The sequence below is a fragment of the Komagataeibacter nataicola genome, from assembly GCF_003207795.1.
Lineage (GTDB): Bacteria > Pseudomonadota > Alphaproteobacteria > Acetobacterales > Acetobacteraceae > Komagataeibacter > Komagataeibacter nataicola.
The window spans coordinates 128,953-152,314 of record NZ_NIRT01000001.1 but is presented as its reverse complement, the minus strand read 5'-3'; the positions used below and the strand labels follow the sequence as shown (position 1 = coordinate 152,314).

Below are 23,362 nucleotides of genomic sequence, written 5' to 3'. Positions count from 1 at the left end.
GTGAACCCCGCCCGGATGGGGGGGTGGAACAGTCTGTTACGCGCGGCACGGCGTGGCGTGGGGTCATGCGCCCGGCTGGGCGGGCGGCAGGACCTTGCCGGGGTTCATGAGGTTTTTGGGGTCGAGGGCGGCCTTGATGTGGCGCATGGCCGCAAGCTCCGCGCCACCGCGCCAGGCGGGCATCATGTAGGGCTTGAGCTGGCCCACCCCGTGCTCGGCCGAGAACGAGCCATCAAGATCCTTCACGATATCGGCCACCGTATCCATGATGTCATGGCTGCGGGCCAGGAAGGCTGTGGGGTCCATGCCTTCGGGCTGGACAAGGTTGAAGTGGATGTTGCCATCGCCCATGTGGCCAAAAGGGGCGGGGCGGATGCCGGGTATCAGCGCCTCGCACGCCACTGTTGCGCGCCGGATCAGTTCAGGCACGTGCGTGACCGGCACCGAGACGTCGTTTTTCACGCTCGCGCCCGCGCGGCGCTGGGCTTCGGCATGTTCCTCGCGCAGCTTCCACAGGCCCGCACGCTGGCCTTCGCTCTCGGCAATCACGGCATCGGTGATGATGCCTTCCTCAAGTGCGTCGCCCAGCACTTCCTCGGTGTATTCACGCAGGTCGGCATCGGGGCGGGGGGTGGCGAGTTCAACCAGCACATAGGCGGGCGCGCGCTCGCCAAGCGGCAGGGCGGTGCCCGCTATCAGGCTGGTCACGAGGTCCATGCCCGTGCCGGACATGAACTCGAACGCCTGCACCAGCGCCGGGTCGCGCGCGCGCAGCAGGCCGAGCAGCTTCAGCGCCGCATCGGCGTCTTCCACCGCGCACAGCGCCGCCTCGATGGCGCGGGGCTGGGGGTGGAGCTGGATGATGGCGGTGGTGATGATGCCCAGCGTGCCTTCCGAGCCGATGAGCAGCTGGCGCAGCGCGTAGCCGGTATTGTCCTTGCGCAGGCGGCGCAGGCCATGGAACACGCTGCCATCAGGCATGACCGCCTCGACCCCGAGCGTGAGTTCACGTGCATTGCCATAGCGCAGCGTGTTGTTGCCGCCCGCATTGGTGGCCAGCACGCCGCCCATCTGCGCCGAGCCTTCCGATGAGATGGAAAGCGGCAGCATGAACCCCGCCTCGCGCGCGGCGTCCTGCGCGGCTTTCAGCGTAACACCCGCCTCGACCTCCATGGTCAGGTCAGCGGGGTCGATGGCGCGCACGCGGTTCATGCGCGACAGGCAGATCACCACTTCGCGCCCGCTGTCATCCGGTGTTGCGCCGCCGACCATGCTGGTGTTGCCCCCCTGGGGCACCATGGGCACGCCGTGCTCGTTGCACAGGCGCACGATGGCGGCGAGTTCCGCCGTGTTGGCGGGGCGGAGCACGGCCAGCGCGCGGCCATGGTACAGGTCGCGCCAGTCGGTGCAGAAACTGGCGGTGTCCGTCGCATCCACCAGCACGCCAACCGGGCCGAGCAGATCGGTAAAGCGCGCGATCAGGTCAGGGCGCGTGAGCGCGGGCGAGGGGGAGACGGTCATGACAGCATGTGTCCTGTATGGGAGGGGGAAGAAGAGGGCATGAGCCATGCCTGCCCATTGTGGCGCACGGGCGGGTAGGTGGCGCTGGCTTGCGCCGGGCTGGGCTGGGCCAGCAGGTGAAAGGCCTCGGTCAGCGCGAAGCCGGTCAGCGCGCCCACGGCGGCGGCCACGATCAGGCCCGATGAGCGGCGGCCGGCCGGGCGACTGTTATTATGCGCGGCCGAGAGGGCGGCCTGCGTCTCGGCACGGGCCTGCTGGGTCTGGCGCAGTTCGGCGGTCAGGGCCTCGTTGCGGGCGAGGGAGGCGCGCAGTTCAACCCGCGTGTCGCGCAGCGTCGCATCGAGCGTGCGGATGCTGTCCGCCATCTCGGCAATGCGGGCGTGCGACTCCTCTATCTCTTTCTTGGCGGCGGCGCTGGCCTTGGTGGCGCGTGGCGCGCGGGGCTTGGGCGCCGCCCTGGGTGGCGGATTGGGGGCTATGGCGGTGAACAGGTTCTTGAGCGCGCCGCCCGTGACCTGGTTCTTGCCCGCGCGCGCGCGGATGGCCGCCAGCGCTGTTTCCGACTGGCCAGCGTTCTCATCCAGCACAAGGGCGAGAATATCCGAAAGGATTCTCAGTTCCCTGGGGTCGATTGTCTGTGTATCGCTCATGTCAGCTGCACCAGGGTCGGATCATGCGGTTGAAGTCATTACGAACGCGGACAGGCCGCACGGGTCAGCCGGTCGCGGATGGCCCGCCCCAGCGCGTGCCGGGGCACGGGCTGCACGGCAATCCCGACCAGCCCCCGGCGCTGCCCCTCCATATCAAGAAACCGCAGCCCCGCGAAGAGGCGGGCTGCCGCTTCATGCAAATCACCGCTTTCGCTCAGGTTCCACACCAGCGGGCTGCCCGCCAGGGGCGCGCCAAAGGCCAGCAGGGCTTCATCCGTGCCCACGGCGGTGGCGTCAAGCCGCACAGGCAGGCCGGGCGCGTAATGCGATGAAAGCTGGCCGGGAGCGGAGGGGCGCGCATCATTGCTCGCGGCCTGCGGCAGGGCCACAGGCATGCCGCAGGCTTCCTCCAGCGCTTCAAGCGTGATTCCGCCGGGGCGCAGCAGCACCGGGCGGGGGCCGCTGAGGTCGATGATCGTGCTCTCCACCCCCACGGGGCAGGGGCCGCAATCGAGCACAGCGTCAATCCGGCCCGCAAGCCCGGCCATCACATGCTGCGCATCTGACGGGCTGACCTTGCCCGAGGGATTGGCCGAAGGCGCCACGACGGGAAAGCCGCACGCTGCCAGCAGCGCCAGCGTGGTGGCGCCTGCCGGCACCCGCACGGCGGCGGTGCCCAGCCCTGCCGTGGCGATGGGCGAGATGGTGCAGCCGGGGCTGTGGGGCAGCACCATGGTCAGCGGGCCGGGCCAGAACCGTGCGGCCAGCAGTCGGGCCAGTTCCGTTGCCTCAACCTGCGCGAAGGCGGCCTTGGCGCTGGCGAAGTGGCTGATGAGCGGGTTGCGCCCCGGCCTGCCCTTGGCGGCGTAAATGGCGGCCACCGCCCGGTCATTGCCCGCATCCGCGCCAAGGCCGTAGACCGTCTCGGTGCCGAAGGCCACGAGCCCGCCCGCGCGCAGGATGGCGCTTGCGGTCTCGATTCCGGCTGGGGTGTCAGGGAGCAGGCGGGTTTGCATGCGGGGCGCGCCTACCGTGCCCCACGGCACACGAAGTGCGGGTTGCGCCATTCCGGCTTGCCATAGGCCAGCGGCTTGCCATCGGGCGTGAGGATGGCGCCGCCGGCGGCCTCGACTACGGCCTGCGGGGCGGCGGTGTCCCACTCCATGGTGGTGCCGAGGCGGGGGTAGAGATCGGCCAGCCCCTCTGCCACGCGGATGAACTTGGCCGCCGAGCCGATATTGCCCAGATGGGCGACGGGATGGCCGCCCAGAAATTCCTTCAGGCGCGGATCATCGGCATAATGGCGCGAGGCCAGTACCGTCAGCCCCTCCGCCGGGGGGCGGCGCACATGAATCGCCTGCTCACCGTTTTTGTCGATGCGAAAGGCCCCCCGCCCGGCGCCTGCGCCATAAAGCTGGTGGTAGGCAGGCAGGGCCACGGCGCCGAGCACCGGCCGATTATGGCGGACAAGGCCGATATTGACGGTAAAATCATCACGGCCCGCGGCAAATTCGCGCGTGCCGTCAAGCGGGTCGACCAGCCAGAACTCGCTGCCGGGGTCGATGCGGATGCCCGCGGCCATTTCCTCCTCCGCCACGACGGGGATGGCGGGCGCATGGGCGCGCAGGCCCTTGAGGATATGCGCCTCCGCCGCGTGGTCGGCCTCGGTTACGGGGGAACTGTCGGTCTTGACCGTGGTGGCGAAGCCGCGCGCGCGGATGGCGCGGATCAGTTCGGCCGCTTCATCGGCAAGGCGCAGGGCCAGATCCAGAAGGAATCTGTCCTCATAAGCTGGCATGGATGGCGTATTCATGCTGTTCGCATTAGCTTACTCGTGCCGCGCCGTCATGCCTTTATCGGCCCTGATGGTGCCCGGTGGCGAAAAACCGGCCCGTTCCCGCATGGGCGGGGCAGGATTTCGCGCCGTTCATCCACCCTTTGCCTAGCGGAGCCCCGTGACCCTTATGCTCGATATTGCCTTTTCCGATGCTACGGCGCCTGCCGGCGGCACGATCGCCATCCTTGCGCCTTCCGGCACGGCGCCCGCGGGCCTGTTTGCCCAGATTGATGCCGCTACCGGGGGCGCGCTGGCGCGTGCCGCCAAAGCCGCGCGCTTCGGCTTCGAGGTGGCAAAGACCTGCGTGGTGCTCGCACCCGGCGCAGGCTATGACCGCGTGATCCTGGTCGGGCTGGGTGCGATGGACGCCCTGTGCGCAACGCAGGCCGAACGCGCGGGCGTTGCCGCGGCCCGTGCCCTGGCGCAGGGGGGCGAGCAGGGCGCCATTGTGGCCGACAGCCTTTCCCCCGGTCTTGCCGCCCATGTGGCGCTTGGCGCCGTGCTGGGCAGCTATCGCTTCGATTCGTATCGCACCACCCCGCGCAAGGGCGAGGTGAGCAAACTGGCAACGGTGAGCGTGCTGGTAGCTGACCCGGCGGCCACTCAGGCGGCATGGCAGCCGCTGCTGGCGGTGGCGCGTGGCGTGTTCCTGTGCCGCGATCTGGTGTCCGAGCCTGCCAACATGCTGCGCCCGCCGGAATTCGAGCAGCGCATCCTGGCCCTGCGTGACCTTGGCGTGGAAGTGGAGGTGCTCGACCGTGACGCCATGCACAAGCTGGGCTTTGGCGCACTGCTGGGCGTGGCCCAGGGCAGTGATGCGCCCCCGCGCACCGTCATCATGCGCTGGAACGGCGGCACGGCAGGCGAAGCCCCGGTGGCCTTCGTGGGCAAGGGCGTGACGTTTGATTCCGGCGGCATCTCGATCAAGCCCGCCGCTGGCATGGATGAGATGAAAACCGACATGGGTGGTGCCGCCGCCGTGGTCGGCACCATGGCGGCGCTGGCCGGGCGCAAGGCGAAGGTCAACGCCGTGGGCGTGGTGGGGCTTGTCGAGAACATGCTGTCCGGCAACGCCCAGCGCCCCGGTGATGTGGTGCGCACGGCCTCAGGCCAGACGGTGGAGGTGCTCAACACCGATGCCGAAGGCCGCCTCGTGCTGGCCGATGTGCTGTGGTACACGCAGGACCGCTTCAGGCCGCGCTTCATGGTCAACCTCGCAACGCTTACCGGCGCGATCGTGGTCAGCCTTGGCGTGGAACGCGCGGGCCTGTTCTCGAACAGTGATGAACTGGCAGGCCACCTGTCCGGCACCGGCGAGGCGACGGGCGAGAAGCTGTGGCGCATGCCGCTTGATGCCGCCTACCTTGAACTGCTGCGCTCGGACATTGCCGACCTCAAGAACATCGGCGGCCGCCCCGGCGGCTCGATTACGGCAGCCAAGTTCCTTGAATGCTTTGTCAATGACGTGCCATGGGCGCATCTCGACATCGCGGGCACGGTGTTCTCCTCGCGCGCCACGTCGCACGCGCCCAAGGGCGCGACCGGCTTTGGCGTGCGCCTGCTCGACCGCCTGGTCAGCACGCATTACGAGGGGTAATGCCTGCCCCGCGTGGCAGGACAGGGCAGGACAGGGAACTCCATGGCGCAGATCGGCTTCTATCACCTGACGCGTTCCAAGGCGGTGGAAGTACTGCCCGCGCTGCTTGGCCGCACGCTTGCGGCCAGCAAACGGGCGGTCATCCGCTGTGGCACGGCTGAGCGGGTGGCCGAACTCGATGACGGGCTATGGCGTTCCACCAGCCCGCTATGGCTCCCCCACGGCACAAAAGCCATGGGGCATGGGGAATGGCAGCCCATCTGGCTGACCGAAGGCGAGGACGTGCCCAATGGCGCGACCTTCGCCTTCCTGCTCGATGGGGTGGAGATGTCCGATCTTTCTCCCTTCGAGCGGGTGTTCGACCTGTTCGATGGCCATGACGAGGCCGCCGTGGCGGCTGCCCGCGCGCGCTGGGTGGCATGGCGCGAGGCCGGGCATGAGCTGAGCTACTGGCAACAGCAGCCCAAAGGCTGGGCGCGTCGCAAATAGGCACCATCGCGCGGGGCGCACCCGCGCGGCATGGACGAAAGGCAGGTTGCGTATGAAGACGGTCACTTTCCCCAACGGCACCACCGTCCCGGCCCTTGGCATGGGCACATGGAACATGGGGGACAGCGACAGCCGCCGCGCGGATGAAATAAAAAGCATCCATGCAGGGCTTGAGGCCGGGATCCGCGTGGTGGACACCGCCGAGATGTACGGCTCTGGCCGATCGGAAAAACTGGTGGGCGAGGCGATCCGCGGGCGGCGTGATGACGTATTTCTGGTCAGCAAGGTGTTGCCCTCAAACGCATCGCGCAAGGGCGTGCGGCGTGCGTGCGAGGCGTCGCTCAAACGGCTGGGTACCGAATATCTCGACCTCTACCTGCTGCACTGGGAGGGCAGCGAGCCGCTGGAGGAAACCATAGCAGGCTTTGATGACCTGGTGGCTGCGGACCTGATCGGCAGCTGGGGCGTTTCCAATTTCGATACCGATGGCATGCGCGAGGTGGAAAGCATTACCGCCACCACACCGTGTGCCGCCAATCAGGTGCTGTACAGCCTCGACTACCGTGGCGCGGAATTCGACCTGCTGGCGCGTGACCGTGCAGCAGGCATCGTGACCATGGCCTACTCGCCATTAGGGCAGGGTGGCGACCTGCTGCGCGCGCCGGTGCTGAAGCAGGTGGCGGCACGGCACAAGACCTCGCTCGGCCCGGCCAGTCCTGCCCAGATCGCGCTGGCCTGGGTGCTGCGGCAGGAAAACGTGCTGGCCATCCCCAAGGCAGGCAGCCCGAAGCACCAGCACGAGAACTTTGCCGCGACCGAAATTACGCTGACACGCGATGACCTTGCCGAGATCGACGCCGCCATCGCGCCGCCGCGCCGTAAGGAACCGCTGGCCATGATCTGACACGGTGGCAGGTCTGGATGAATGACGCCGCTTTAGCTTTCTGGAGCGGATCAGTGCGACCATGTAGCAGCTCAGCGGGGGCAATATCTTCGCACGGATCAAAACGCAGAGAAAAAGTTACCCTGACAACCATCAATCAAAACGTCATAGCCCTGAAAGCAGGAAACAGGAGTTCAAAAAAACGGTTCTTCGATCCCTTCAGATGTGCCGCCGGTCGGTTTCGTGGCGGGGCCGTGCATATGCGGGCGTGGCATGTGGCGTGCTGTAGATGCTGGTACCACCGGATGGGGGCGGTGTTTCGCCATGCATGGGCCGTCCTGCCGGGCATGCTGGCATCGCCTGCCGGGGCGGGGCGGAGCGGAGCAGCATGATACGCGATGGCCGGTCAGCGGACCGCCCGCATGAAACTGCCACCGTAAACGCGATCATCTTGACGCGCGGCGGTCTGGCGGAGATTGATGGAGTATCGCGCCGCCACGCCGCAAGGGGCAGCCGGGCGTGATCTGATTCCGCCCGGCCAGCCGGGGGCAAGCCGGAGGGCCATCATCATTCCTGTCATCCTTGTCGTTGCCCTGCTTGTGGTGGGGTTGGCAACCGCCCTGCGCGCCAGCCTGCCGGGGCAGGAGCGCAGGGCAGGGCCCGTGCTGGCGGCAGGCTGGCTGGTGGTGTGTGGCCTGGCTGTCGCCTGTTCGCACGGGTGCGCCCTGCCCGGCGGGGTGGTGGCCTGGTCGGGTGTTTTTGCTGGCGGCTCCGATGTGGTGCTGCTGGTGCCGCTTGGGCTTGTAGCCGCCCTGGCCCGCACCCCGCGTGATGGTTCGGCCAGCCTTGGCGCCGCCCTTGTGGTGAGCGGTGGGAGCGTCGTGTCATCCATCGGGGCGGGATGGGTTCTGCTGGCGTTGTGCCGCACGCCACAGGCAGGCAGGCGGCACGCGCCCGACATGATGGCCCTGCTGCTGCTGGCGGCGGGCAGCCGGTTGCCCGGTCAGGTCGATTACCTGCTGCCCGGGCTGTGCTGGCTGGCCACGCGGGGGCTGCTGGGGCTTTCGCTTTCTCTAAGGGTGGCCCCGCGCGGCCTGCGCCCGTTCCACATGGCCGATATCGCCGCGATGATCGCCGCCATGAGCCTGTGGGCGCGCCTGCCCGCAGGCACGGCGGTGGCCGACATGCGCTGGGGCGGCGTGCTGATCGTGGCGGGGTGCCTGTTTTACATGACCGCCTCATGGCGGGCGCTGCGCGCGCCTGATGCGCGCCGGGTCCTGACCGGGCTGGCAGGGGGCACGGGGGCCATCATCATCATGCTCGCGGGCCTCATGCTGCTGGCCCGGGCCGATGACCTGCCCGGCATGGCCGGTTGCGCCGGGCGCACCTACATGCTGGTGGCGGGCCTGCTGCTTGCTGGCGTGCTGGCCGCCCGGGCGCTTGATGTGATGGAGCGCGAAGCGGGTGCGCTCTCGCTGCTCCGGCTGGGCGGGCTGGGGGTGCTCATGCCGCGCCTGTCCGCGCTGTTCGCGCTGGCGCTGCTGGCCGAGAGCGGGCTGCCGCCACTACTTGGTTTTTCCATTATCTGGATGCTGCTGCGCCTGCTGGCGTCCATGCCGCATGCGGGTGGACTGGCGGGCGAGGTGCCGCTGCTGCTGGCGCTGGCCGTGCTGGGCGTGGGCTGGGCGGTGCGGATGCTGGCCCTTGTGCGTATTGTCGCGGTCATGCTGTGTGGCAGGCCGCGCACCCCGCGTGGCGCGGGGGCGGCAGACCCGCCCGTGCGCGACCAATGGGCCGTGCTGGTGGCGGGACTGCCGATCGTGCTGGTTTCCATCTGGCCCGGCTGGTGGCTGGCATTGATGCAGGGCGCTGGCTCGGGGGCGGCTGGCGGATGGGCCGGTCTGGCGGTGGTTGCCCTGACATCGCCCGATGGGGGCGCTGCGCTGCATCCCGCCCGGCTGTGCCTGTTTGTCGCGCTGGTGGGTGGCGTGGTGGCGGTGGTGCGCTGGCTGGCCTGCCGCACGCCCACGCGGCAGGTGGCGGGGTGGCAGCAGGGCGCGCCCGTGGTGCCACCGTGGATGGTGTTTGGCGATCCGCTCACACAGGTGGGGCCGGGCAACCCCGCGCGCATGCTGCTCGATATGGCCGTGGCGGCACCGGCGCGGCGGCGTTTCGTGCGTGATTACGCGCGTAGCCTGTGGCAGGGGCGCAGGCTCGTGCTGGCAGGCGCGGGGCGTGTGGCGGGCGCATGGCGCGGGCGGCGGTTGGCGGGGCCGGTGGTGCTGGTGGTGGCCTGCGTTCTCGCCCTCATGTTCATTGCGTGGCAGGGGCAGGGGTAATGGCACCATTCCTTGCGGCACACATGCAGGCGCTGTTGCTGGCGGGCTGGCATATGGCGCTGGTTGCGCTGATGGCGCCGGTCTGGATTGCCCTGCTGCGCTGGATGGCGGCCTGCATGGAAGGCGAGCGCCGCCCGCCCGACCCGCTGGCCCACTGGCGCGTGTTGCGCCATGCGTGGCGGCAGCCGGGGGTGCGCTCGGCCGCAGGCGCGCAGGTTACGGCGGTGGCCCCCTGGCTGGGCCTTGCAGCGGCGCTGGCCGCGGCAGGGCTGGTGCCTTCATTCTGCATCGGCCTGCCCGGCAGCGACCTGTCGGACCTGCTGATCGTGGGTGGCCTGCTGGAAATGGCGTTTCTGGCCCTTGTGGTCACGGCCCTTGCGGCGGGGCTGGCCCGGCCCGGTCATGCGGGGCTGAAGGCGGCGTGTCTTGGCATCATGATCCAGCCCGTGCTGCTGCTGGTCTGCGTGGTGCTGGGGTTGTGTCTGCCCGATGGCACGCTGGCGGGGCTGGTGCGGCAGGCGCATGTGGCGGACATGAACGTGGTGCGTGTGCCACTGGCGCTGGTGGCGGCGGCGCTGGTGCTGGCGGGAGTGGAGGAAAGCGATGGCACGGCGTTACGCCTGTTTGCCACCATGCTGGAGGATCTGGCAGGCCCCGACCGCGCGGTGGCGCTGTATGCGCGTGACCTGCTGGCGGTGGTGTGGATGATGCTGGCGCGTGATCTGGTCTGGCCCGAAGGGATTGTGGAGCCCGATCTCATGGCCCGCTCATGGCGGGGCGTGTCGCTGCTGGGGGCGATGGGGCTGTGGGCCGGGCATATGCTGCTGGCCTGCGGGTGCGTTGCGGGGCTGCGGGTATTCGTGGTCTCGGCGGGCAGGCAGCATGCGGGCTGGCGGGCGGGGCTTGCCCTGTTATGCGCCCTGATGGCCGGGGTGCTGCTGTTTGCGGGCCGGGGGGCGGATTGAGCATGCTTGTACTGTTGCTGGGCATGGTGGTGATTGTGTCGCTTTCCGGCTCCGGGGGGTGGGGTGGCGGCCTTGCCTGGCATGCGGGCTTGGCTGCGGCATGCGTGTGGCTGTGGCAATGGGCGCAGGGCAGCGTGGGAATGGCGTGCCTGCTGGCGGGCGCACAGGCGGGGCTGGTCGGGCTGCTGGGGGTGCAGATGCTGCACGGGCAGGCAGGCCCGCGTGAGCGCAGCGGCCTGCGCCTTTGCGGTGGGCTGGTCTGTGTTGCGGTGCTGGCGCAGGTGATCGTGCCCGGCATGCCCGGTGGCATGACGGCGCGGCTTATGGGGCTGGCGGGATTATCCGCCATTGTGTGCGGGGTGTGGGGGGCGTGCATTGCCCGCGCGCCTGCCGCCCTGTGCGCGGGGCTGGCCTGCGGGCTCGATGGCGTGATGCTGCTGGCGGGGCTGGCCGACAGCCCGCTGGTCATGGTGGAAACGCTCGTGGCGGTAGCGGTCCTGAACCTCGTGCTGCTGCGCGCGCGCCGGTCGGGTGGGATGGCACCATGATGTCACCCGCGCTTTTCATCAGTCTGGTGGTGGGCTGGATGCTGCTTGCGGTCATGGCCCTGATGGCAACCGGTGGCCCGCGCGCTTTGCGTGGCCTGCTGGCGGTGCTGCTTCTGGGGTTGTGCGCGGTTGGCTGTCAGGCTGCTCCTGCCATGGCGCAGGCGCTGATGCTGGCTGGCCCGGCACTGGCGCTGTGCGTACGCATTTTCATGCCGGAAACGACGGCGCGGGAGGAGGGCCGCATGGCGGGGGTCGAGCCCTTCATCCTGTCAGCCAATGCGACTCTGGCCGTGGCGTGCGGGCGGTGCGACCTGCTGGTCATGTTCATCGGGCTGGCGCTGGGCCTGTACCTTGCTTTTGGCAGGCAGGGTGACTGGACCGTGCTGCGCACGGGCCTGGGGGGGCTGGTTATGGCGCAGGGCGGGCTGTTCGTGCTGCAGGCCGGGTGGGGCGCGCGGCAGGAGCAGGGCGGTGCCGTGCTGCTGGCGGGCGGATTGCTGCTGGCCTGTGGCGTCATGTCGGGCAGCGCACGCGGGCAGGCGCTCGCGGAGCGGCAGATGGCGCTGCTGGCCACGATGCCGGTGCTGGCGCAGGCGGTGATGGCGTGGCCCGCCCTTCGTGCCGCGCTGACCTTTCTGGGCTGCGTGTGCCTGCTGTGGTCGCTGCGGCCCGGGGCTCGTGCGCCCTCGGGCGGCATGGACTGGTCGGGCTGGGTGGTGCTGGCTGCGGGGCTGCCGCCTGCCATGGCATCCCTGCCGCTTGCGGCCTGCCTGCTGGCGTTGGCCTGTGGCGGTGGAGTCCGGCGCATGGCAGGGCCTTTCAGCCTGTTGTGGCCGCCCTTTCTGCCAGGGGTGGCGCTGGCCCTTGTGCTACTGGCTGAAATGGGGGCCGCGCCGGGTGTCGCCCTGCTGGCCGGAGCCTGCCTGTGGCCTGTATTTGCCCGCATGTCTGCCGGGGCGGAACCGGACCCGGCTGCACGGGCGCGGGCAGGCCTGGCGCTGGCGTTGGGCTGCATGGTGCTGGCACTGGCCCTGCGTGGCGGGATGGTGCTGGCATGAGCGCTAAGGTAGCAGCCCTTATCCGGCAGGGTGCTCCTACCTCCTGCGCTGGGCGCTTTGTGCTCGATGCCGATGCGTGGCGGGCCATGATCGCGGGGTTGCATAACGCGGACCTGCCCCTGCTGGGGCTATGGGCTGATGGCGTGCAGGTGCATGCCCTGTTCCGTTATGGCCAGACCGCGCTGGTTGCCAGTGTCGTGACGCCACCTGAGGGTTATCCCGCCCTGTCGCCCGTGCGTATAGGCGCAGGGGCGCCGGAGCGCATCATCCATGACCTGTGGGGCATTCCGGCCATTGGCGGCAGACGTGATCCGTGGCTCGATCAGGGTCGATGGCCAGTCGCACCCCCTCTGGTGGCCCATCCCGCCCCCATGCCCGGTCTGCCGGAGGGGCGGGAGTTCATCGACGGCCCGGCAGTAATGCAGGCAGGCGGCACGGTGCTGGGTTATGGCCCGGCGGAGGGGAATTTCCGCGCGCCGTTCCATCTGAGGCTCGGCCTGCCGGGTGAGCGCATCGAGGCGGTGCAGCCCTGCATGGGTTACGCGCATCGGGGGCTGGCCGCACGCCTGCGGGGGCTTGCGCCACAGCAGGCTGCGCGGCTGGTCGCCCGGATTGATGCAACCGCGACCGTGGCGCACCAGCTTGCTTTTGCCCGTGCCCTGCACAACGCTACCGGCACTGCCATGCCCGCGCAGGACGTGGCGGCAGGCGTGATGCTGGGCGCCATGGAACGGATTGCCACCCATCTGGATGTGCTGGCGCAGGCCAGCGCGATGCTGGGGGATGGACGCAGCGCCACCCTGGCCGCCACCATGCTGGAGCAGGTGCGCCAGACCTGCAGGGAGCTTTGCGGGCGACGCCTGCTGTTTGATGTCATCCCGCCCGCAGCCACCTTTCCGGTGTGTGTGGAGGGGACGCAACTGGCTGCGCTGGCAGCGGGGCACGCGAGCCTGCACCGGCTGTTCTGGCGGCCTCGTGGCCTTGCGGCGCAGGCGCGTGGCAAGGGCGTGCTATCAGCCACAATGGCTGCCCGCTGGGGTATCATGGGCTGTAACGCCCGGGCGGCGGACAAGGGGCCGGGCGATATCACCGACCGGCTTGATGCCCGCCTGAGCGAGATCGGGGACAGCCTGTGCGCGCTTGCTACCCCACCTGAAGCCTCTGTCATGGAGGCCGAAGGCGGAGGCGGGGAAGGTCTGGGCTGGGCCGAAGGCCCGGCAGGCCCCATCTGGCACTGGCTGCGGCTGGAGGCGGGGCATGTTGCCGCCTGGTGGTGTGGCGACCCGTCACTGGCGCTGGCGCAGGCATTGCCCGTAATCCTGTCCGGCGCGGCTTATGAGGATGTGGACCTGATTGTGGTCTCGCTGGGCCTGTCAGCCACCGGGGCGGACCTGTAATGGCGCAACTGCATCTGTTCGGGCCCGAAGGCACGCCTTTGCCGCGACTTGAGGCGCTGGACATCTTTCATATCGAAAGCGGTGGCTGCACCGGTTGCGCGCTTGAGCTGGCCAGCCTGTCGCGGGCGTTGCTGGCGGGGAGTCATCCCATCCGCTTCGTGCCCACGCCACGGCAGGCGGGCATGCTGCTGCTGACCGGCAGCCTCACGGCGGGCATGGCGCCGGTGGTCGAACTGGCCTGGCAGGCCATGCCCGGCCCGCGCGTGCTGGCCGTGATCGGGGATTGCGCGGTGGATGGCGGCCTGTTCGGCGGCAATTATGCCGTGCTGGGCGGGGTGGGCGAACGGGCGCGCACCAGCATGGCGCTACCTGGATGCCCGCCCGCGCCGGATGAAATTCTGGCCGCCCTGGTGCGCTGGCAGGCGAGTGTTAGAGGGACATCAGGATAAGAGATTATTTGAAAACAAATTATTGATAAAAAATAAGAAAAGTTTCCGGGCGTCGCCTTTTTCCAAAGGCGGCGCTCCTTTAGCCTGGGCTTTGGGGCGCGGGTTCGTCACTTTCCTGCAGATCTTCCGCCGCGCGGCGCAGGCGGTGAAAGCTGCGCCGGCTGATGGGCAGGAGCAGGAGGTAGATCACGCCCGCCGCCGCAAGCGCGCCCCACGGCTCGGCAATCAGGATGGCGGCATAGGCTCCCGTGCCCAGCATGGTGGGCAGGATGAGCGGCGAAGGCACCTTGAAGTTCTTGAACGACCACACCGGCAGGGTGGAGACGAGCAGGAAGGCCGTGCCGCTGAGTGTGAGCGCGGGCATGAGCGGGTCGCGGGTAAGCTCATACAGCCAGTTCAGGTGCAGGCGCTGCGCCTCCAGCCCTAAAAAGAGCGGAAACAGCGCCAGCCCCGCGCCCGCGGGCGCGGGCACGCCGGTAAAGAAATTGGCGGCGTATTTGGGCTGGTTGGCGTCATCATCAAGGCTGGCATTGAAGCGTGCGAGCCGCAGCGCCATGCAGACCGTGAACATGATGCACGGAATGTAGCCAAACCGCCCCCCTTCATGTAGCGCCCACAGGTACAGCACGAAGGCGGGCGCCACCCCGAAGCACAGGAAGTCGGACAGGCTGTCGAACTCCGCGCCGAAGCGGCTGGTGCCACGCAGCAGCCGCGCGATGCGGCCATCAAGTCCGTCGATGCATGCGGCAATGAGCAGTGCCGTGGCCGCGCCGCCAAACCGCCCTTCCAGCCCGAATCGCATGCCCGTCAGGCCCGCGCACAGGCCGAGCATGGTCATGAGGTTGGGGATCATCCGGTTGAACGACAGGCCTCGCACACGGGGGCGCTGGCGTTTTTTCAGCCTGCGGATGCGGCGTGACCGGTTGGCGGGGGGAGGAACTGCCATAACCGCTTAGAGCCGCGCCATCACGGTTTCGCCGCCGATCATGGTCTGGCCCACCTCGACAAGCGGGGCGACATCGGCCGGCAGGTACAGGTCGGTGCGCGAGCCAAAGCGGATCAGGCCGAAGCGCTCGCCGGTTTCATACTGCATGCCTTCTTCCGCATCGCACAGGATGCGGCGCGCGATCAGCCCCGCGATCTGCACCACGGCAAGCTGCCGCCCGTCCTTGAGCGTAAGCCGCAGGGCATTGCGCTCATTGAGCTCCGATGCCTTGTCGAGGCTGGCATTGAGGAACTGCCCCGCATGGTAGGACACGCGCGTGACCGTGCCCGCGACGGGCATGCGGTTCACATGCACGTCGAGCACCGACAGGAACGTCGCGATGCGCCACACCGGGGCATCGCCCATGTCGAGTTCGGGCGGCGGGGCCACTTTCTCGATCGAGACGATATGCCCGTCCGCCGGGGCCACGGCCACGTTGGCTTCGGCCGGGGTGACGCGCTCGGGGTCACGGAAGAAATACAGGCAGAACCCGAAGAACAGGCCACTGGCCGTACCAAGCAGCTTTGTCACCCGCCACGGCAGCAGCCGCCCGATCACGGCACCCGCGCCGGAGGCGAGCAGGAAGGGGCGCGCGGCCGGGTGCGGCGGGGCAAGGACAAGCTTGAGGGATTGAATTAGCGACATGGGACAATGTTCATGGAGATTCCCGCAAAATTGGTCAAGTATCCTGCGCGTTCCCACCCCGCTGGCGATGGGTGAGGCTGCGCGAAAACAGCCGCGCGGGCCGCAGTTGCAGCCCTGCGGGCATGATTGTGGCCGGGCGGGTGGGCACCCCGGCATAAATATCCTTCACCGCCTCGATCATGCACACGCCGCCGAGCCGGGGGAAAAGGGTGCGCCCCGTCCATTCCGCCACGGTGGCGGGGCCTGCGGGGCAGGGACCGGCGGGGGGAATGTAGAGGGCGTCTTCATGGCGCTCGGCGCGGAAGCAGGCATTGGCCAGCCAGCGGTCGATCTGGCGGCGCGAAAAGGGCGTGCCCTGCCCGAAGGGTGAATTGTCAGTATGCGCCCACAGCCCCGCCCGGTTGGGCACGATGAGCAGCAGCACGCCGTCATCCTTGAGGACTTTCCAGACCTGGCGCAGCAGGGTGTTCTTGTCCTCGCTGGTTTCAAGCGCGTGGATCATCAGGATACGGTCGAATTTCAGGTCATCGAACGGCAGGCTGTCGCCACGCGCCACGCAGTCGCGCCCCTGCCACGGCTCCCCCTCGCGCGTGACGGGGGTGTCGAGCCGTGCCGAGAAGCACGGCTGTTCGGGCCGGTCCCATAGCGGCAGGAAGGGCAGGGCGTAGCCAAGCCCGAGCATGTGCCCACGCGCGCCTCCGGGCCAGAATCCGGCCATGCGCTGGCCGAGCAGCCGGGCGGCCATCTGGCCCCGGCGGGAAGCATAAAAGCTTGCGGCGGTGTGCATGTTGGCGCCCATGGGTGTTACACTAACAGGCTGCCAGCGTGCATGCCATGCCCATGGTGTGGCGGCAGGGCGCGTTGGGGCGACATCAGGTCAGGGAGGAGGGACGTCATGACACGGCAGCTTTTGATCGAGGCGATTCCCATCCTGTCGGACAATTACGCCTGGTTCGTGCATGATGGCCCGTCCGGCCCCGCCGCCATGATCGACCCTGCCGAGGAAGCGCCTCTTGTCGCCGCCATAGACGAAGCAGGCGGCCGGCTGGACATGATCTTCCTCACCCACCACCATACCGACCATATTGCCGCAGCCCAGGCCCTGCGCCAGCGTTATGGCGCGCGGATCGTGGGGGCGGCCGTGGATGCCTGCCGCCTGCCGCCGCTTGATATCGCGGTGCGCGATGGTGATGTGGTGCCGTTTGGCGCGGAACAGGTGCAGGTGATCGCGACGCCGGGCCATACATCGGGCGAGGTGTCATATTATTTTCCCACGGGGCCTGCGCTGTTCTGTGGCGATACGCTGTTCAGCATGGGCTGCGGGCGGCTGTTCGAGGGCACACCGGCCGACATGTTCGCCTCGCTCCGCCGCATCGATGCCCTGCCCGGCGGCACATTGCTGTGCTGCGGGCATGAATATACGCAGTCAAACGCGCGTTTCGCCCTGCATGTCGACCCGGCCAATCCTGCCGTGCAGGCACGCGTGCGCGAAGTTGATGCATTGCGGGCGCGTGGCCTGCCCACCCTGCCAGTCAGCCTTGATGTGGAGCGCGCGACCAATCCCTTCCTGCGCGCGCCTGACGTGGCGACGCTGGGCAGGCTGCGAAAAGAGAAGGACAGCTTCTGACATAATACGTCATGAATGCGCCGTGCCGGGCGCACAGGGCTCGCAGGCCAGGCAGGATATGGCGTTTTGTCAGGGTGGAAAGTGAAGGTTTAATGACACCGCTCATGGTCGGGGCGCGGGTTATGCCCTAAAGGGACAGGAGGCACGCCCTACGCAGGGCGTCCGCGCGGGGCGTTCCGGCCCCTCGGCCCGGTTCCCGCGCCATGTGAAAGGAAGGCATGTGTCGGTCTCTTCTGCTCCCGTCGTCATCAAGAAGTATGCCAACCGGCGGCTGTACGATACCGAAGTGTCGGCATACATCACGCTCGAGAACCTGATTGACATGGTCAAGCTCGACCGTGCCTTTGTCATTCTCGATGCCCGCACTGGCGATGACATCACCCGTGGCGTACTCGCGCAGGTGATGCTTGAGGAGGAAACGCGGGGCCGCGCCATGCTGCCGGTTGCCTTCCTGCGCCAGCTGATCCGCTGCTATGGCGATAGCAGGCAGGGCGAGGTGTCGGACTACCTCGAGCGCATGATGGGCGAATTCATGGACCGTCAGGCCCCGGATGCGGCAGGTGACGGGCTTGAGGCGCTCGGGCGGGAGCAGGCTGCCGTGGTGCGGCAGGCCATGTCGCTGTTCACCTCGCTTTATGCGGTGGAGCGCGCGGGCAACCGCACGGTGGAAAACCTGCTGCAGGAAATCATGGACCTGCGCCAGCAGGTGGAAACGCTGCAGGGCCAGCTTGCGGGCGAGCCGCGCGGAAGCGACTGAGATGCTCTCCCTTCAGGCCCGCCCTGCCGGGCGTTGTGCACCGGCCTGATGCGGCATGAGGGTTTCAAGGGCATGGGCCAGTTTCCGCACGGCGGGATCGATTTCATCATGCGGCGTGCCTGCATATCCCAGCAGCAATCCGTGCTGCCTGTGCGGGCCAGCATAACATTCTGAAAGGGGCGCAACGCGCACGCCTGCCTTCAGGGCCACAGCCGTGGCCACATTATCATCAAAGGTGGATGCGAGGGCACGGGTGGGGCAGGCGACCACATGCATGCCGCCTGAATCGGGTGTAATGCGCATGAGGCCCGCAAGGTGCCGGTCTGCTGCTTCCATCAGGCTTTTCTGGCGGGCGGCATAGAGCAGGCGCGTACGGCGCAGGTGGGCGACCAGATGCCCTTCCGCGATGAAACGCGCCAGCGCACCCTGCCCCATGAGCGGGGCGGGTGTGAAAGCCTGCGGCATGACCACCTGCGCGGCGGCTACGAGAGCGGGCGGCAGCACGATGTAACTCAGCCGCAGGGCGGGAAAGAGCAGTTTGGAAAAACTGCCCAGATAGGCGACACGCCCCGCGCGGTCGAGGGCGCGCAGTGGCGCTAGCGGGCGGCCAGCATAGCGGTACTCGCCATCAAAATCATCTTCGATGATCCAGCCCTGCCTTCGTTGTGCCCAGCTGAGCAGGGCCAGCCTGCGCTGCAGCCCCAGCACCGTACCCAGCGGATAATGATGTGATGGGGCCACAACCGCCAGCCGGGCATCCGGCGCCGTGGCAAGGGCTGTTTCGGGTGCAAACCCCGCTTCATCAATGGCAACCGGCACGGTACGGATACCCGATGCCGCCAGTGCGGCCTTGATGCCGGGATAGCCCGGCTCCTCCACATAGGCCTGCTCGCCTGCTTCAAGGGCGATGCGGGCAAACAGCGATACGCTCTGCCCCACACCGGAGGTGATGACGATGCTCCCCGGCTCGCAGCTGAAACCACGGGCGGTGCGCAGATAGGTGGCGATGGCCTGCTGCAGGGCAGGATGGCCAAATGGATGCGGCGCGCCAGCAATACCCCATGCAGGACTGCGCCAGTCCTGCTCAAGGAGTTTTGCCCATAGCGGAAAGGGGAATGCCTGCCTGTCCGGCTGCCCGAGGGGAAAGGCGATGGGCGGATAGTCGGGTGTCGTGCCGTCCGGCACGCGCCTCTGCCTGAGCAGCGCCATCGTGCGCTCCGGCAGCATGGGCGGCGGCAGGGGGGCATGGGGGGCGCTTGTGATGGGGGCGGGCGCAAGCATTTCATCGGGCAGGTCCCGTGCGACCGATACCCCCGAAGCGTTTCGGGCCACCAGATACCCTTCCGCCTGAAGCTGATCGAGGGCCGCGAGCACGGTGCCCCGGGCGCAGCCAAGCTCGACCGCCATCAGCCGGGAGGAAGGCAGCTTCGTGCCACATGCCAGCCGACCCTCCAGTATCGCGCAGCGGATATGTTCGTGAATCTGGGCCTGCAGCGTCTGGCGGCCGTTTTCCTCCAGCGTGATGCCTAGCGGCGCGGCCCGGCGTGCCTGTCGTCCCATAACTGGTCCAGTCCGTTTTTCGCTATCTGGTCCTTTTCCATGGGCCACTTTACCCCAATCGTGGGGGCACAACCACATTACGGGATCTGCAACCATGAAGAGACAGACACCAGCGGACCAGAACGGGATGCCTGACCGCTTTCCCGTAACGCCGGTCAACCGGGTGAGGCGCATGCCCGATCGGGGGCATTACGACAGGGCCACGATCCATGCCATCCTTGATGCGGCCCTGCTGTGCCACATTGCCTATGTCATAGACGGGCGGCCGTGTTGCATGCCCACCAGTTTCTGGCGCGAGGGGGAGCATCTTTACTGGCATGGCTCATCGGCAAGCCGGATGATCCGCACGCAGGCACAGGGCATCGACCTGTGCCTGACCGTAACCCACCTTGATGCGCTGGTCATGGCGCGTTCGGGCTTCCATCACTCGGTCAATTACCGCTCCGCGATGGTTTTCGGGCAGGCGCGTGCCGTTGAAGACATGGAGGAAAAGCGTGCGCTGATGGACCGGCTGGTCGACCGTATCTACCCCGGCCGTTCCAGCCTTATCCGGCCGCCAAATGCGAGCGAGGTCAGGGCGACATCCATCATGCGCATGGAAATCGAGACCGCCTCGGCAAAGATCCGCGACAAACACGTATCCGATGACGAGACGGATTACGCCGATGTACCGGCATGGACGGCGCTTTACCCCGTGACACAGGTGCTGGGCGCGCCGTCTCTCTGCCCCCGGCAGCAACCCGGCCTGGAGCGCCCGGCCGGGATGGCCGATTTCGCGCCCGGCGCCCGGCTTGATGAGGTCATGACCGCAACCTGGCGGCGGAGCTTTGGATAGTCTGTCTGCGCGCGAGCCGGGCGCTTATGGGGCAGGCGGGGTGATGAGGGTGGACCGCCACGGGCAGCCCATCGCAATCGTGAATCCCGCATCACCATAACCGAACCGGATGGCGCAGCACGGGCAGGGATGACGCGCGTGTGTGTCGTGCAGCGCGGATTACGTTCGGGCTGCGGGAGCCAGCGGCACGGGCAGCCCGTTTCTGGTGCACAGATCCTGCCACGCGCCGCCAATGGCGGGCAGCAGCTGGGCGCGCTTCAGCCCGGCGGGCAGGGGCCTGCCCACCACGATGTGAATGGTGCCCGGTGTCTTGACCAGCGCCTTCGGCCCCCAGTGCAGCCCCGCATCGGTCGCGACCGGAATGACCGGCAGGCCGGTATGGGCCGAAAGGGCGGCAATGCCCGGTTGCAGCTTTATTGGCGCGCCGGGTGCGGTGCGCGTGCCTTCGGGGAAAATGATGATCTGCCGCCCGTCCTTCGCCGCCCTGTCGGCATCGGCCAGCAGGTTGCGCAGCGCCTTGGCTCCGCCATCACGGTCCACGCCGATCATGCCGGTCAGGCGCAGCATGGGGCCAACGAGCGGAATGCGCTCAAGCTCGCGTTTCATGACATAGGTGGGCAGGGGTACGATGTTCATCCACGCGAATGTGTCGAACATGGACTGGTGCTGGCACGCCAGCAGGCACGGGCCGGGCGGCAGATGCTCGAGCCCGCTCACCTGTATGTCGATGCGGCAGATGCGCTCCAGCCCGCGCAGGGTCAGCCCGGTCCACAGCTTGGCATAGGCCAGCGCATATTTTTTGCCGAACAGCCTGATGGCGAAGGCCGAGACCCCCATCACAAGGGTCAGCACGATGAAATACAGGTTGAACACGAATGCGCGCAGTACGGTCATGGGGCTAACAGGTCCATCGGGGTGGTTCGGCGCTATCCTAACACCAGAAAACGCAGCCTGCGACAAGCCGCCCGCTTACCCTGTGGGGGCGGCGGGCCGTGTATCGGCATGGTTGAGCAGGCCGTGCAGCGGGCGGGTCAGGCGGGCGACATCAAGGCAGGCGAGCAGCCATTTGTCATATTCCACCACCATGAGCCGTATCGTGCCAGGGTGCAGCGGCTGGCGCAGGGCAGGCGGGCGGATGGGGTAGCCATACAGGTGCACGCCGGGCACGGTGCGCGCGATCTCGAGCATGGCGCGGCGGATGTGGTAGCCCGCCGTGACCACGATCACGCTTTTCATGCCGTATTCATGCACCCATGTGGCGGTTTCATCCGCATTGCCCAGCGTGGAGGCGGCGCGGTGGCCCAGTGTTGTCCGGGTCCATAACGCCAGGGGCACGGGGGGCGGCTGGTGGCGCAGGAAATCACCCAGTGTCGCATGCCGGTCCACGCCTGAAATCAGCAGCCGGTCGCCATAACCCTGCGCCAGCAACTGCAGCGACTGTTCGATGCGCCCCTGCCCGCCGGTCAGCGCCACGATGCCATCGGCATGCGCGGGCACGGCGGGCGGGCGGCGGGCATCAATGATGAACCAGCCCAGCCCGCCCCCCCATGCCGCAAGGCCCAGCAGGCACAGGCCCGGCAGCAGGCGGCGCAGGCGTGTCATGGCAGGCGGCGCAGCCACGCCCGCACGGTCAGTTGCGTGGTGGCCCAGCCGGTCAGCCCGGCAGCGGGCGGCACGATCACCAGCATCCACAGCAGGGCGGAGGGTAGCAGGGCGGTCCATGCATGCAGGTCGTGCCAGTCAGGTGCGGTGGCGGGGGCATCGCCCATGGCGGTGAAGGGGGCGGCAAGTTGCGAGAGTGCCAGCAGCATGGGCAACGCCAGCACGCTGCCGCACATGCCGCCCCACAGCGCCAGCAGCCCCACGCGCGTGGCGAACCGGCCCGAGATGTAGCTGTCGGTCGCCCCCAGCGCATGGATCAGCCCGATGGCCTGCCGCCGCGTGAGCAGCCCCGCCCGTGTCGCGGCCATGACCACGCACACCGCCACCGTCATCACCACCAGCACAGCCAGCCCCGCGCAGGCCTGCAGGCTGGCCGCAAGGGCCGCCAGCCGGTCGCTCCACACGCTGTCATGCTCCATCAGCACGCCCGGCGCCTGCGCCTGCAGCCGGGGCAGCACGCTGGCCGCCACATCCTGCCCCGGGGTGGTGTGCAGTTCGATCACGGCGGGCAGCGGCAGGCTGGGGTCACCGGTCTGCTCGATCCATGGGGCGAGCAGCGCGCGCAGTTCGGCATCACTCAGGCGATGGGTGTCGGTAATGCCGGGAGTGGCGGCCAGGATGGCCAGCACCGCATCAATGCGGGTTGCGGGCATCTGGCCCATGGCGGCCGTGGTGGTGGCGGGATCGGTGGGGCCGGGCACCTGCACGGTGGTTACCGCACCCGCCCCATGTGTCCAGCGTTGCGAGAGGCTGTGCGCCGCAATGCCGCCCGCCAGCGCCAGTGCCGCCAGAAAAGCCATGCTGCCCACAAGGAATGGCAGGAACCGCCCCGGCAGCGCCTGCCGCAGGGCCAGCCCGTCATGATAGCGCTGGCGGGCCATCAGCCGTGATCCCGCACGAGATGACCGTGAACCAGCTCAATGGTGGGGGCAGGGTATTTCGCCACGATGGCGTCGTTATGGGTGGCGACGACGATGGTGGTGCCAAGCTCTGCCAGGCGGTGGAACATGCGCATCAGGCGGCCGGCCTGGCGTTCATCAAGGGCGTTGGTCGGTTCATCGGCCACCAGCAGGGCCGGGCGGTAGATCACGGCACGCGCAATGGCCACGCGCTGCTGCTCGCCACCCGAAAGCTGCGGCGGCAGGGCATCGAGCCGGTTTTCCAGCCCCACCCATTTCATGATGGCATGCACCTCATGCGCGATCTCGGCCTCGGCACGGTGCTGCAGGCGCAGCGGCAGGGCCACGTTGTCGAACACGCTCATATCGGGCAGCAGGCCGAAATCCTGCTTCACCGCCCCGATGCGCCGCCGCAGCCGCGCAAGCCCCGCCCGCCGCGCCTGCCTGACCGGCACGCCCAGAATCTCGACCATGCCCGAACTGGCCTGCACCTCCAGCGACAGGATGGACAGCAGCGACGACTTGCCCGCCCCCGATGGCCCCAGCAGCCAGCGGAATTCGCCCTGCGCCACGTCAAGGCTGACATGCGACAGCGCGGCAACGCCGGTTTTGCTGCCGCCATAGGCGTAGCTGACATCATGCAGGCGGAACATATGGGC

24 protein-coding genes are annotated in these 23,362 nt (G+C 68.0%); 12 read left to right on the top strand and 12 right to left on the bottom strand.

From position 1 onward, the window contains the following. Nucleotides 1–63: 63 nt before the first annotated feature. The 4 genes from CDI09_RS00745 to cysQ are packed head-to-tail and all read right to left on the bottom strand — an operon-like array spanning nt 64 to nt 3,984. Entirely contained in the window at nt 64–1,521 is a 1,458-nt protein-coding gene (locus CDI09_RS00745) for an FAD-binding oxidoreductase (RefSeq protein ID WP_078524505.1), read from the bottom strand. Next, complete coding sequence (locus tag CDI09_RS00740) at nt 1,518–2,171, bottom strand: hypothetical protein (protein ID WP_078524504.1); 654 nt, start codon at nt 2,169–2,171, stop codon at nt 1,518–1,520. The genes CDI09_RS00745 and CDI09_RS00740 overlap by 4 nt, the downstream gene beginning before the upstream one ends. 38 nt (nt 2,172–2,209) lie before the next feature. Further along, nucleotides 2,210–3,187, bottom strand: a complete 978-nt coding sequence (locus tag CDI09_RS00735; RefSeq protein WP_078527702.1) for an L-threonylcarbamoyladenylate synthase — start codon at nt 3,185–3,187, stop codon at nt 2,210–2,212. An 11-nt stretch (nt 3,188–3,198) separates the two neighbouring features. Further along, nucleotides 3,199–3,984 (bottom strand): 3'(2'),5'-bisphosphate nucleotidase CysQ, encoded by a 786-nt coding sequence (cysQ, locus tag CDI09_RS00730; protein ID WP_078524503.1) that lies wholly within the window; start codon nt 3,982–3,984, stop codon nt 3,199–3,201. A 151-nt stretch (nt 3,985–4,135) separates the two neighbouring features. Here cysQ and CDI09_RS00725 point away from each other — a divergent pair, with 151 nt between their 5' ends. The 9 genes from CDI09_RS00725 to CDI09_RS00670 all read left to right on the top strand — a co-directional run bounded on the left by CDI09_RS00725 (nt 4,136) and on the right by CDI09_RS00670 (nt 13,733). Beyond that, nucleotides 4,136–5,605 (top strand): leucyl aminopeptidase, encoded by a 1,470-nt coding sequence (locus tag CDI09_RS00725; RefSeq protein ID WP_078524502.1) that lies wholly within the window; start codon nt 4,136–4,138, stop codon nt 5,603–5,605. Nucleotides 5,606–5,647: 42 nt separating this feature from the next. Beyond that, nucleotides 5,648–6,094: a DNA polymerase III subunit chi gene (locus tag CDI09_RS00720; RefSeq protein WP_078524501.1), complete on the top strand. Its 447-nt coding sequence runs from the start codon at nt 5,648–5,650 to the stop codon at nt 6,092–6,094. Nucleotides 6,095–6,146: 52 nt separating this feature from the next. Then, nucleotides 6,147–6,998 (top strand): aldo/keto reductase, encoded by an 852-nt coding sequence (locus tag CDI09_RS00715; RefSeq protein ID WP_078524500.1) that lies wholly within the window; start codon nt 6,147–6,149, stop codon nt 6,996–6,998. A 458-nt stretch (nt 6,999–7,456) separates the two neighbouring features. After that, nucleotides 7,457–9,316 (top strand): proton-conducting transporter transmembrane domain-containing protein, encoded by a 1,860-nt coding sequence (locus CDI09_RS00695; RefSeq protein ID WP_110571140.1) that lies wholly within the window; start codon nt 7,457–7,459, stop codon nt 9,314–9,316. Further along, nucleotides 9,316–10,281 carry a hypothetical protein gene (locus CDI09_RS00690; protein ID WP_110571139.1) on the top strand — a complete coding sequence of 322 codons (966 nt, stop codon included), beginning with the start codon at nt 9,316–9,318 and terminating at the stop codon, nt 10,279–10,281. Before CDI09_RS00695 ends, CDI09_RS00690 begins: the two co-directional genes overlap by 1 nt. Nucleotides 10,282–10,283: 2 nt before the next feature. Next, complete coding sequence (locus CDI09_RS00685) at nt 10,284–10,829, top strand: hypothetical protein (protein WP_078524496.1); 546 nt, start codon at nt 10,284–10,286, stop codon at nt 10,827–10,829. Further along, on the top strand, nt 10,826–11,887 hold the full coding sequence (locus CDI09_RS00680; protein ID WP_078524495.1) for a hypothetical protein: 1,062 nt from the start codon (nt 10,826–10,828) through the stop codon (nt 11,885–11,887). The genes CDI09_RS00685 and CDI09_RS00680 overlap by 4 nt, the downstream gene beginning before the upstream one ends. Next, entirely contained in the window at nt 11,884–13,284 is a 1,401-nt protein-coding gene (locus CDI09_RS00675; protein ID WP_078524494.1) for an NADH-quinone oxidoreductase, read from the top strand. The genes CDI09_RS00680 and CDI09_RS00675 overlap by 4 nt, the downstream gene beginning before the upstream one ends. Further along, entirely contained in the window at nt 13,284–13,733 is a 450-nt protein-coding gene (locus CDI09_RS00670) for an NADH-quinone oxidoreductase subunit B family protein (RefSeq protein WP_078524493.1), read from the top strand. Before CDI09_RS00675 ends, CDI09_RS00670 begins: the two co-directional genes overlap by 1 nt. A 79-nt stretch (nt 13,734–13,812) precedes the next feature. Here CDI09_RS00670 and CDI09_RS00665 read toward each other — a convergent pair whose 3' ends face one another. The 3 genes from CDI09_RS00665 to CDI09_RS00655 are packed head-to-tail and all read right to left on the bottom strand — an operon-like array spanning nt 13,813 to nt 16,150. Continuing rightward, nucleotides 13,813–14,679 (bottom strand): CDP-alcohol phosphatidyltransferase family protein, encoded by an 867-nt coding sequence (locus CDI09_RS00665; RefSeq protein WP_205836668.1) that lies wholly within the window; start codon nt 14,677–14,679, stop codon nt 13,813–13,815. A 6-nt stretch (nt 14,680–14,685) separates the two neighbouring features. Beyond that, a complete protein-coding gene (locus CDI09_RS00660) occupies nt 14,686–15,363 on the bottom strand; it encodes a phosphatidylserine decarboxylase (protein ID WP_078524492.1) in 678 nt (225 codons plus the stop codon). A 34-nt stretch (nt 15,364–15,397) separates the two neighbouring features. After that, a complete protein-coding gene (locus tag CDI09_RS00655) occupies nt 15,398–16,150 on the bottom strand; it encodes a methyltransferase domain-containing protein (RefSeq protein WP_078527696.1) in 753 nt (250 codons plus the stop codon). A gap of 108 nt (nt 16,151–16,258) precedes the next feature. On the opposite strand from CDI09_RS00655, the gene gloB reads away from it, so the two are divergent. Further along, nucleotides 16,259–16,990, top strand: a complete 732-nt coding sequence (gene gloB / locus CDI09_RS00650) for a hydroxyacylglutathione hydrolase (protein WP_078524491.1) — start codon at nt 16,259–16,261, stop codon at nt 16,988–16,990. Between the two features lie 220 nt (nt 16,991–17,210). Then, on the top strand, nt 17,211–17,747 hold the full coding sequence (phaR, locus tag CDI09_RS00645) for a polyhydroxyalkanoate synthesis repressor PhaR (RefSeq protein ID WP_110571138.1): 537 nt from the start codon (nt 17,211–17,213) through the stop codon (nt 17,745–17,747). A gap of 12 nt (nt 17,748–17,759) precedes the next feature. Here the strand turns inward: phaR and pdxR are convergent, their stop codons facing one another. Further along, nucleotides 17,760–19,307 (bottom strand): MocR-like pyridoxine biosynthesis transcription factor PdxR, encoded by a 1,548-nt coding sequence (gene pdxR, locus CDI09_RS00640; RefSeq protein WP_078524489.1) that lies wholly within the window; start codon nt 19,305–19,307, stop codon nt 17,760–17,762. 94 nt (nt 19,308–19,401) lie between these two features. On the opposite strand from pdxR, the gene CDI09_RS00635 reads away from it, so the two are divergent. Beyond that, nucleotides 19,402–20,142 carry a pyridoxamine 5'-phosphate oxidase family protein gene (locus CDI09_RS00635; protein WP_236944605.1) on the top strand — a complete coding sequence of 247 codons (741 nt, stop codon included), beginning with the start codon at nt 19,402–19,404 and terminating at the stop codon, nt 20,140–20,142. A 159-nt stretch (nt 20,143–20,301) separates the two neighbouring features. Here CDI09_RS00635 and CDI09_RS00630 read toward each other — a convergent pair whose 3' ends face one another. From CDI09_RS00630 to CDI09_RS00615, 4 genes are all read right to left on the bottom strand, one after another. Next, a complete protein-coding gene (locus CDI09_RS00630) occupies nt 20,302–21,036 on the bottom strand; it encodes a lysophospholipid acyltransferase family protein (RefSeq protein WP_078524487.1) in 735 nt (244 codons plus the stop codon). A gap of 75 nt (nt 21,037–21,111) precedes the next feature. Further along, nucleotides 21,112–21,762, bottom strand: a complete 651-nt coding sequence (locus tag CDI09_RS00625; protein WP_078524486.1) for a YdcF family protein — start codon at nt 21,760–21,762, stop codon at nt 21,112–21,114. Then, nucleotides 21,741–22,685: a cell division protein FtsX gene (locus CDI09_RS00620; RefSeq protein ID WP_078524485.1), complete on the bottom strand. Its 945-nt coding sequence runs from the start codon at nt 22,683–22,685 to the stop codon at nt 21,741–21,743. Before CDI09_RS00620 ends, CDI09_RS00625 begins: the two co-directional genes overlap by 22 nt. Next, the gene (locus CDI09_RS00615) at nt 22,685–23,356 is read right to left on the bottom strand and encodes a cell division ATP-binding protein FtsE (RefSeq protein ID WP_078524484.1); all 672 of its coding nucleotides are present in this window, start codon (nt 23,354–23,356) and stop codon (nt 22,685–22,687) included. The genes CDI09_RS00620 and CDI09_RS00615 overlap by 1 nt, the downstream gene beginning before the upstream one ends. Between the last annotated feature and the right edge of the window lie 6 nt (nt 23,357–23,362).